This is a genomic window from Neisseria sp. P0021.S005, from assembly GCF_051956955.1.
In genome coordinates, this window is sequence record NZ_JBQCWY010000074.1 from 1 (window position 1) to 10,271 (window position 10,271).

General features: G+C 51.3%; 7 protein-coding genes. 3 read left to right on the forward strand and 4 right to left on the reverse strand.

The genetic code is table 11. From position 1 onward, the window contains the following. The first annotated feature begins 287 nt into the window (after positions 1-287). The gene (locus ACTHUE_RS06405; RefSeq protein WP_440423129.1) at positions 288-1,922 is read left to right on the forward strand and encodes an SWIM zinc finger family protein; all 1,635 of its coding nucleotides are present in this window, start codon (positions 288-290) and stop codon (positions 1,920-1,922) included. A gap of 357 nt (positions 1,923-2,279) precedes the next feature. Next, positions 2,280-3,251 carry an IS110 family transposase gene (locus ACTHUE_RS06410; protein WP_440398603.1) on the forward strand — a complete coding sequence of 324 codons (972 nt, stop codon included), beginning with the start codon at positions 2,280-2,282 and terminating at the stop codon, positions 3,249-3,251. 140 nt (positions 3,252-3,391) lie between these two features. Here ACTHUE_RS06410 and ACTHUE_RS06415 read toward each other — a convergent pair whose 3' ends face one another. The 4 genes from ACTHUE_RS06415 to ACTHUE_RS06430 all read right to left on the reverse strand — a co-directional run bounded on the left by ACTHUE_RS06415 (position 3,392) and on the right by ACTHUE_RS06430 (position 8,118). Beyond that, entirely contained in the window at positions 3,392-3,652 is a 261-nt protein-coding gene (locus ACTHUE_RS06415; RefSeq protein WP_440400688.1) for a hypothetical protein, read from the reverse strand. A gap of 102 nt (positions 3,653-3,754) precedes the next feature. Next, complete coding sequence (gene pgmB / locus ACTHUE_RS06420; protein ID WP_440423131.1) at positions 3,755-4,420, reverse strand: beta-phosphoglucomutase; 666 nt, start codon at positions 4,418-4,420, stop codon at positions 3,755-3,757. A gap of 12 nt (positions 4,421-4,432) precedes the next feature. After that, positions 4,433-6,691 carry a glycoside hydrolase family 65 protein gene (locus ACTHUE_RS06425; protein ID WP_440423133.1) on the reverse strand — a complete coding sequence of 753 codons (2,259 nt, stop codon included), beginning with the start codon at positions 6,689-6,691 and terminating at the stop codon, positions 4,433-4,435. Between the two features lie 74 nt (positions 6,692-6,765). Continuing rightward, complete coding sequence (locus tag ACTHUE_RS06430; RefSeq protein ID WP_107810734.1) at positions 6,766-8,118, reverse strand: SLC45 family MFS transporter; 1,353 nt, start codon at positions 8,116-8,118, stop codon at positions 6,766-6,768. A gap of 340 nt (positions 8,119-8,458) precedes the next feature. On the opposite strand from ACTHUE_RS06430, the gene ettA reads away from it, so the two are divergent. Then, positions 8,459-10,135, forward strand: a complete 1,677-nt coding sequence (gene ettA / locus ACTHUE_RS06435) for an energy-dependent translational throttle protein EttA (RefSeq protein WP_003747462.1) — start codon at positions 8,459-8,461, stop codon at positions 10,133-10,135. Positions 10,136-10,271 lie beyond the last annotated feature (136 nt).

The following is a 10,271-nucleotide window of genomic DNA, read 5'->3' on the forward strand; positions in this document are numbered from 1 at the left end:
AGTTAATTCAAATACTGATGATAATCTAGAAGCATTCAATTTGTGCTGGGGCTCTTTTATTCAAAACAACCCTGATTATTTCAATGATTTTAAATTATTTATTGATAATTTAATTGATAAATTTTCCAATGACAACCTTTAAATTACCTAAAAATAGCAAACCGTAGCCCGCATCCATCTAATTACGTGTGTGCCTTCAGATACATGCCTCATCCATCTGTAGGGTGTGTGCGGTACGCACGCACGCGGTCTTTCTAAACTACTTCCCTTCCTACCCAAACCAAAGGTTGTCTGAAACCCATTTTCAGACGACCTTTTGCCTCTTTGCCAAACAAATCTTCCCTCTACCATCTCCCCAAACGCTGCCCGAACCAGTAAACTTCCCATGTTTCAACCACTTCTTGAAACCAACCATGCCCCGTATCCACCCGCTCCACCTGTTCCCGCCCCACATTGCCGAACGCGGCCTGCTGTATTTTCAGCAGGGCAAGGTTCGCGATGTCCAAAAAACTTCCTCCGGGCGTTATCGGGCGGAGGTGTGCGGTTCGGAAAACTATTGGGTATGGCTGAAGTTGGATAGTGATTTGTACATTAAGGATGGGGGCTGCGATTGTCCTTATGGCGGGGCGTGCAAGCATATGGCGGCGTTGTGGTATGCGGTGCACGCTCAAATGCTGGATGGGCAGCCGGACGAATCCGATGCGCAACAGCCTAAAAAGGGCGGCAATCCGTATCGGCAGCAGCTCTCCCGAATCTTTTCCCGAACCCGATATTATGATTACTACGAAGCCGCTGATTTGGGTATCAGGCTGCAAAACTGGTTGGAAGATGTGGCGCAAGAGGGAACGGCAGCGTTGGCGCAGGCTTTGCCTCTGTTGATACCGCGTTTGCAGGATGCTTTTGAAAAGGCGGACGATTCGGACGGTATGTTGGTCGATGCTATGTATATGGCAATTGACCTTCTGGAAGAAGCGGTCATGGAAAACGTCCCAAAGCGTTTGATCAATTTTTTAGACAAATGTTTGGACGACAGCCGCTATTTTGATTTCTCGGAGGCAGGCAATAAAATCTACCAAATCCGCGCCCGAATCTGGCGGCTGCGCGGTGAATGGCAGGCGTGGCAAGATTGCGTGAATAAACGTTTGGCAGTTGCCAAATTGGATTGGGATTATGAATTTTGGGCACTCGAAGGCTGGCAGGTTTTGCAGGCGAAAGGCGATACTGCTGCCGCGCAGGATTATTTCAGACGACATCTGCGCTTGCCGAAATTCAGACAAATTGCGGTAGAACAAGCAGTCGGGCAGCGAGACCGGGCAGAAGCGGAACGCCTCTTGCGCGAAGGCATCAGTATTGCCGAAGCTGAAGGAACACTCGGCACAGCGCACAAATGGAAGCTGCAACTTTTTGATGTATTGAAGGAAACCGGTAAAAATGTACGCGAAATCGCAGCGGATTTGGCGTTTTCCGTCCCCCTTTCATTGCCGCATTATGAAGCATGGAAAGCCACGTTTTCCGCCGCCGAATGGCCGCATGAATTCAACCGCCTGCTTGCGCGCTTGTCGGGTCAATATTCGCTGCAAGCTGAAATATTGGAGCATGAACAGGAATTCGACCGGCTGCTCGCCCTATTGCAGCAACACCTCTTGTTGTTGTACCCAATGGATCGTTTTGCCCCGTCTTTCCCCGAGCCGTATCACGACCAAATCGTGGCTTGCTACCTGAAAATCTTTGCGGCTGAAATCAATAAGGCAAGCAACCGTAAGCAATACCGCCAGCTCTTGAACCAATTAAAGACCCTCCGCCGCCAATATTCCGCACAACGGCAGGCGATGGAAGACTTTGCCGACAAAGTTAGGGAGCAATATAGCGAAAAACCACGCCGACCTGCGCTGTTGGAGGAGTTGGTTCGGGCGGGATTTTAGGAAAAAGCTGTTCATCTTCACTTTATGTAATGGATCTTTCCAAATAGGCTTAAAATCCTTACACATATTCAACGTATCGATTACTCGAAGTTTATGAATATTTAATACAGTCAGAAAATATAAGTGGAAATATTAAGTCTAAGTCGTATGAAGATATCCATAAGTAAGCTGTAGCCAACATCAAACCGCGTGCGTGCCTTTGGGCACACACCCTTGTATATCGGAACACCCGTATCATAGCAACAAACCGCCCGGCCGCCACCCGTACACACCCGAGGCAAACAACCGTCAAGTAGCTCAGGGAGCGGTCGGGCAACCCATCGACACAACCGAACAGTTGCCAGATAACACAACCGAATGCAAGGCAGGTTTATGATGAGTACCCAATACAATTACGCAGGCATCGATATCGCCAAACGAAACTTCGTCATCGCCGTTTCGTCTTTGTCCAAGACCAAAACCGAAACCAATAACACGAAAGGTATCGCCCATACCGTCGAATACCTTAAAAAACACAACGTCGCCCTCGTCGTGATGGAAAGCACCGGCGGTCTCGAAATTCCCGCCGCCAAAGCCATCCACCGCTCAGGCATAGCCGTGATTATCGCCAACCCACGTCAGACGCATCAGTTTGCCCAATCGCAGTCGCTGACCAAAACCGATGCCAAAGATGCCAAAATGCTCGCCTTCTTCGCACAGATGACGGCACAGAAAGAAGGTTGGCAAACCATGCTCTACCACCCGCACACCGAAGCGGAAGAAGTGTTGGAAGCCTTGGTTAACCGCCGCAACCAGCTGGTGGATATGCGGACTGCCGAGAAAAACCGTCTGTATCAGGTTCACGAAACACAAGTCGAAAGCGTCAAACAACTGATTGCCCATTTTGACAGGTTGATTGATGACTTGGACAAACAAATCGACGACCACACCCACACGCATTTTGACGGCAAAGCCAAAGTAGCAGAGCAAATCAAAGGCATCGGTTCGATAACGGCGGCTACACTGATGGCGATGCTGCCCGAATTGGGACGGCTGAACCACAAACGGATAGCGAGCCTGGTCGGTATTGCCCCGCACCCGAGGGAGAGTGGGGAAACCAAATTCAAAAGCCGCTGCTTCGGCGGAAGGTCTGCGGTGCGTAAGGCTCTGTATATGGCTACCGTGGTAGCGACACGTTTTGAACCGCTTATTCGGGATTTCTATCAGCGCCTGCTGTCTAAGGGTAAGCCGTATAAGGTTGCCGTTACGGCATGTATGCGCAAACTGCTGACGATATTGAATGCCCGGATGCGCGATTACTTTGCCGAAAACGGTATCCAAACGGCTTGATTTGAGTTTTTGTATTTTTGCCCGACGGGGTGAAAAATACAGTTGCTACCTGTAGTGGTACAAACTTTAAAATCGAGGTGTAGGGTGTGTGTGGTACGCACGCACGCGTTTTTTGCTGTTCAAACCATTGTTTCAAATCTTCAGAAGACCTCAAATGTCATCTGAAAACTTTTAGCAAGCCGTAGCCTGCATCCCCGCCAACCGCGTTTGTGGCTGCGCCACACACCCCACCTGCGGATGGTACAAACTTTAAAACCAAGATGTAGCAAGCCGTAGCCTGCATCTCCACCAACCGCGTGCGTGGCTGTGCCACACACCTTACCTGCGGAGGCACAAACTTTAAAACCGAGGTGTAGGGTGTGTGCGGTACGCACGCACGCGTTGTCTGTCGTTCTCACCACTGTTTCAAACTTTCAGAAGATCTCAAACGTCGTCTGGAAACTTTTAGAATAAAGGCCGTCTGAAATCCAGTTTTCAGACGGCCTTTTTACTTCCTTAGTATTTTACCTGCCCGACTGTGCCCACACGTTTTGCAGATAGGCGTAGGTCAGCTCGGCGGTGCCGGACACCAGCGCGATGTCGCTGCCCAAGTCTTCGGCTTTGCCCACGCCGATGGGCAAGGCGCCGGCGGCTTTGATGGCGGCGACGCCGGCGGCGGCGTCTTCAATGCCGATGCATTGGCGGATGTCCACGCCCACGCCCTCGGCGGCGGCGAGGAAGATGTCGGGGGCGGGTTTGGAATGTGCGACGGCGGCAGGGTCGGCAATGGCGTCGAAGAAGTGGGTCAACCCCATGCGTTCGAGCAGGAACGGGCCGTTTTTACTGGCGGACGCGAGGGCGATTTTTTTGCCGTTTGCTTTCAATGTTTCCAGCAGGGGCAAAATGCCGGGATACACGTCTTCGGGTTTGACTGCCTGAATCATCTCGACGTAGTTGTCGTTTTTGCGGCGGGTCAGTTCGGCAAACTCGGCTTCGCTGACGGTTTTGCCACCGTGCGCGAGGATGCGTTTGAGCGAATCGTCGCGCGATACGCCTTTGAGCTGCTCGTTAAACTTGCGGTCGATACTGATGGCCAGTTCTTCGGCGAGCTTTTTCCATGCGCGGTAGTGGTATTCGGCGGTGTCGGTGATGATGCCGTCAAGGTCAAATAGAACTGCGGTAAAAGTCATTTTGCGCCCTCCTTATTTTTCCAACGCGACAGTGTGGCTGCCGTTGAGCGTGATGTCTTTGCCGTACACCTGCAAATCGAGCGGCTCGCCTTTGAGCAGGGTGAAGACGACGTTTTCTTTGCCGACGGCGACTTTAATCAGACGGCCTCGGTAGTTGATATGGAAGGCGTAGCCGGTCCATGCGCTCGGCAGGAACGGTGCGAAGCTGAGTTTGCCGCCCCAAGTTTTCATTTGGGCGAAACCTTGGACGATGGCGAGCCACGAGCCGGTCATAGAAGTAATGTGCAGGCCGTCTTCGGTGTCGTTGTTGTAGTTGTCCAAGTCCAGGCGGGCGGTGCGCTGGTACATTTCCACGGCTTTTTCTTCTTTGCCCAGTTCGGCGGCGAGAATAGAGTGGATACATGGAGACAACGAGCTTTCGTGCACGGTCATCGGCTCGTAGAAGTCGAAGTTACGGCGTTTTTCGTCCATGCTGAAACGGTCGCCGAAGAAGTAGATGCCTTGCAATACGTCCGCCTGTTTGATGAATGGCGAACGCAGGATTTTGTCCCACGACCATTTCTGGTTGAGCGGCAAATCGTCCGGCGAAAGCGCGGACACGGGGCGGATGTCTTTGTCGAGGAAGCCGTCGTGTTGGACGAATACGCCGAGTTCTTCATCATGAGGACGGTACATATTGGCGCTGATGTCCGCCCATTTTTCCAACTCGGCGGCACTCACGTTCAAATCCGGACGCGGGTATTTCGCCAAGGCTTCGCGGGTGTAGTCCAATACCCATGCGGCGAGGGTGTTGGTGTACCAGTTGTTGTTGATGTTGTTTTCGTATTCGTTCGGGCCGGTTACGCCGTGAATCATGTATTTGCCGTTGCGTTTGGAGAAGTGGACGCGGTCCGCCCAGAAGCGGGACACTTCGACCAAGACTTCCAAGCCTTCTTTGGCAAGATAGCTTTCATTGCCGGTGTAGTTGGTGTAGTTGTAGATGGCGTAAGGAATTGCGCCGTTGCGGTGGATTTCCTCGAAGGTGATTTCCCATTCGTTGTGGCACTCGATGCCCGTAAACGTTACCATCGGATAGAGCGCGCCCGCCAAGCCTTGTTCGCGCGCGTTGTGCTGCGCCTGCGGCAGTTGGTTGCGGCGGTATTGCAGCAGGTTGCGGGTAACTTCGGGTTCCGCCAGTGCGAGGTAGAGCGGTACGGCGTATGCTTCGGTGTCCCAATAGGTCGCGCCGCCGTATTTTTCGCCGGTAAAGCCTTTCGGGCCGATGTTCAGGCGCGTGTCTTCGCCGTAGTAGGTGGAGAACAGTTGGAACAGGTTGAAGCGGATGCCCTGCTGCGCTTCGTCGCTGCCTTCGATGACCACGTCGGCGATTTCCCAGCGGTGCAGCCAGCCTGCTTTGTGCGCGTCCAGCAAAGTTTCAAACGCAACGCCTGCGACTTTTTCCGACAAGGCGCGGCCAGCGGCTTTCACCGCTTCCAAGCCCTGATAATCGCGGCTGGTGGTAATAATCACGCGTTTTTCAAAGGTTTCGGGCGTACCGCCGACTTCGGCTTCAAAAGAATTGGAGACCTGCCAGTCGGTTTGACTGCCGCCGAGGGCTTTGAAGCTGCCGGCGAAGGTTTGCTCGGCGTTGACGATGAATTGTTCCACGCCGAAGGGATTGGCGACGGTTTGGGTGGCAATGTAGGAGCGGTCGTCTGAAACGCCTTTGTCCAATACTTGCCAGAATTTTTCTTCGTAGTTGGAGTCTTCGTTTTTCACGTCGGCATCGATGATGGAATCGATGCGGACTTGGTGGGTTTTGCCGTCAACGGATACGGCTTCCCAGCGGATGACCGCCAGCTCTTTTTGCGCGACGGACAGGAATTTGCACACATCGAAACACACGCCGAATACGGTGAACGAGCGGCGCAACACGCCGTGCTGCATATCGAGTTCGACGGAGAAGTTGGTAATGTCGTTTTTCGCCAAATCCACTTCTTGACCATCGACAAAGATTTTGACTTTGCTGAAATTGAGCGCGTTGATGGCTTTGCCGAAATATTTGGGATAGCCGTTTTTCCACCAGCCGACGCGGGTTTTGTCGGGGAACCACACGCCCGCGATGTAGGTACCCAAGTGGCTGTCGGCGGAGTAGGTTTCTTCAAAGTTGCCGCGCATGCCCATATAGCCGTTGCCCAAACTGGTCAGGCTCTCTTGCAGCCGTTTGTGTTCTTTTTCCAGTTTTACCGAACGCAGCGTCCAAGGGCTGATTTCCATGATTCTTGTATACATTTATGAAGCTCCTGTTATTAAAATTGTAAGTTCGGCAAAGGTTTCAGACGGCCTTTGCCGATGGTATGGATGGATTATTCGCCGTGGGTCTCTTTAATCAGACATACAGAGAAGGCTCCCAGTAACAAGACCGCGCCTGCAACCAAGAACATGGTTGCCTGATGGCTGCCCAGCATAGGGAAGAGGATAAAGCTCAGCAGGGAGGCGACGATTTGAGGCATACAGATAGAGCCGTTAAACAGACCCAAATAAGTACCCATGTGTTTGCCGGAGAGGGCATTGGTTACAATCGTCAAAGGATAGGTAATGATACCTGCCCACGCGATGCCGATTAAAGTATAAGACAGGATTAATGCGTATTGATTGTGGATGAAGAAAATAGAGAAGAAACCGAGCGCGCCTAAAGCCAAGCAACCGAAATAGCCGACTTTATGGTATTGATTCGGTACTTTTGCCAGAATAAACGAGCAGATAACGGCAGCAATGGATTGTACCGCCGCCAAAACGCCGTACCAGTTGCCCGCTTCCTGATAGCCTACGGAAGAAGCATCAGTTGTCTGCCAAACGTTTTCTGCAATCGCGCCTGCCGAGTAAGTCCACATATATTGGAAGGCAAACCAGCAGAAGAATTGCACCAAAGTGACTGTCCAAAACGCTTTAGGTGCGGTTTTTAAGAGTTCGAACCAGTTGGCTTTTTCCTGATTTGCTGCTACGTCGATACCGTGGTAGCGGGCGTAGGTTTCCGGGTCATACTCTTTGACTTTGAAGATGGTGAACGCACTGGTAATAATCAGCAACGCTGCGCCCACATAGAATGCCACGACCACGGTCTGCGGCACGACGCCTTTCTCGGCAGTGTTCGCCAAACCGATATACGCGAACACAAACGGCAGAATCGCCGCCACAACCGCGCCCGTATTCGCTAAGAAACTTTGAATCCCGTAGGCGTAGCTTTTCTGCTCCTCATTGACCATATCGCCAACCATCATCTTAAACGGCTGCATCGCCATATTGGAGGATACGTCCAACAGCGCAATCATCAACGCGCCAAACGACAAAGCCGCCAAAGAAGCGTAGCCAAAACCGAAGCTGCCCGAGTTCGGCATCAGAATCATGACGATAACCGCAATCAGCGTACCGTAAAGCAGATAGGGCAGACGACGGCCACCCAAGCGCGGCATCCAAGTGCGGTCTGAGTAGTAGCCCACAATCGGCTGAACCAACATACCGGCCAATGGGGGCAGAATGAAAAACCAGCCCAAATTGTGCGGGTCAGCGCCTAAAGTTTGAAAAATTCGGCTCATTTGTGAGCTTTGCAGGGTAAAGGCCGTCTGAACGCCTAGATAGCCGAAGCTCAGCATCCAAATCGTACTTTTTGCCAGTGACGGCAAACCTTGTTTTGCTGTTTTTTGCGTATTTTCCGACATGAGGTAAATCCTTTTTTTGAAAAGTATTTTTATTGAGAAATCTGAAATGTTCCTTGGTGTGGTGTTCTCTGTCGTTATTGTTTGTGTGTGTACTTTCAAGGATATGGGTGCATTTTATGAAGTGCGCCGGATATTGGCAATGCCAGTTCAAGGATAAACTGGCTTAAATCAAATTTTCTGCGGTTTGGCATTGATACCGTCGGGCAATGAGGGTATCGGTTCGGATCGGTGTATATGTTGATGCTTATTTCTATTTTCAGACGGCATTTGAACAAGCAAGTATTGGGGCAATAGGTTAAAATGGGCCGTCTGAAATTTGTTTGACGGAAACGAGAAAACTATGTCCCAACAATACGTCTATTCTATGCTGCGCGTGAGCAAGGTTGTGCCGCCGCAAAAAACCATTATTAAAGACATTTCCCTTTCATTTTTCCCCGGTGCAAAAATCGGTTTGCTCGGTTTGAACGGTGCGGGTAAATCTACTGTACTGCGGATTATGGCGGGTGTGGATAAAGAATTTGAGGGTGAAGCCGTACCAATGGGCGGCATCAAAATCGGTTATCTGCCGCAAGAGCCGGAGCTTGATCCTGAAAAAACCGTGCGCGAGGAAGTGGAAAGCGGTTTGGGCGAAGTGGCGGCGGCGCAGAAACGTTTGGAAGAAGTGTATGCCGAGTATGCCAACCCTGATGCGGATTTTGACGCGTTGGCGGAAGAGCAGGGCCGTCTGGAAGCGATTATTGCGGCGGGTTCGTCTACCGGCGGCGGTGCAGAGCATGAATTGGAAATCGCTGCCGACGCTCTGCGCCTGCCTGATTGGGATGCCAAAATCGGCAATTTGTCCGGCGGTGAAAAACGCCGCGTTGCCTTGTGCAAACTCTTGTTGAGCAAGCCCGATATGCTTTTGCTGGACGAGCCGACCAACCACTTGGATGCGGAATCGGTCGAATGGCTGGAGCAATTCCTCGTACGCTTCCCCGGTACAGTCGTTGCGGTAACACACGACCGCTACTTCTTGGACAACGCCGCCGAATGGATTTTGGAACTTGACCGCGGACACGGTATTCCGTGGAAAGGCAATTACTCGTCTTGGCTGGAGCAGAAAGAAAAACGCTTGGAAAACGAGGCGAAATCCGAAGCTGCACGCGTGAAAGCGATGAAGCAGGAGTTGGAATGGGTGCGCCAAAATGCCAAAGGCCGCCAAGCCAAGTCTAAAGCGCGTTTGGCTCGTTTTGAAGAAATGAGCAACTACGAATACCAAAAACGCAACGAAACTCAGGAAATCTTTATCCCTGTTGCCGAGCGTTTGGGAAACGAAGTCATTGAATTTGTGAATGTTTCCAAATCGTTCGGCGACAAAGTGCTGATTGACGATTTGAGCTTTAAAGTGCCTGCTGGCGCGATTGTCGGTATCATCGGTCCGAATGGCGCGGGTAAATCGACGCTGTTCAAAATGATTTCGGGCAAAGAGCAGCCTGATTCCGGCGAAGTGAAAATCGGTCAAACCGTGAAAATGAGCTTGATCGACCAAAGCCGCGAAGGTTTGCAAAACGACAAAACCGTGTTCGACAACATCGCCGAAGGCCGCGACATTTTGCAGGTTGGTCAGTTTGAAATTCCAGCCCGCCAATATTTGGGACGCTTCAACTTCAAAGGCAGCGACCAAAGCAAAATTGCAGGTCAATTGTCTGGTGGCGAACGCGGCCGTCTGCACTTGGCAAAAACCTTGTTGAGCGGCGGTAATGTGTTGCTGCTGGACGAACCGTCTAACGACCTCGACGTGGAAACCCTGCGCGCGCTGGAAGATGCATTGCTGGAATTTGCCGGCAGCGTGATGGTGATTTCGCATGACCGTTGGTTCCTTGACCGTATCGCTACGCATATTTTGGCTTGTGAAGGCGACTCTAAATGGGTGTTCTTTGACGGCAACTATCAGGAATACGAAGCCGACAAGAAACGCCGTTTGGGCGAAGAGGGCGCGAAACCGAAACGTATCCGTTACAAACCGGTAACACGTTAATTAGGTTTAAACCAAAAGGCCGTCTGAAACTTTTAATGTTTCAGACGGCCTTTTATTTTTGATGTTTATGATTGTTTTCTTAATTGCGGATGGTTTTCCAATGTATCAATGATGATTTCAATCATGCGTGGGGCAG

Bases quoted from the DNA above. Each gene is read 5' to 3' on its own strand.
- ACTHUE_RS06410 (WP_440398603.1), top strand. From the start codon at position 2,280: ATGCAAGGCAGGTTTATGATGAGTACCCAATACAATTACGCAGGCATC.
- pgmB (WP_440423131.1), bottom strand. From the start codon at position 4,420: ATGACTTTTACCGCAGTTCTATTTGACCTTGACGGCATCATCACCGAC.
- ACTHUE_RS06425 (WP_440423133.1), bottom strand. From the start codon at position 6,691: ATGTATACAAGAATCATGGAAATCAGCCCTTGGACGCTGCGTTCGGTA.
- ACTHUE_RS06430 (WP_107810734.1), bottom strand. From the start codon at position 8,118: ATGTCGGAAAATACGCAAAAAACAGCAAAACAAGGTTTGCCGTCACTG.
- ettA (WP_003747462.1), top strand. From the start codon at position 8,459: ATGTCCCAACAATACGTCTATTCTATGCTGCGCGTGAGCAAGGTTGTG.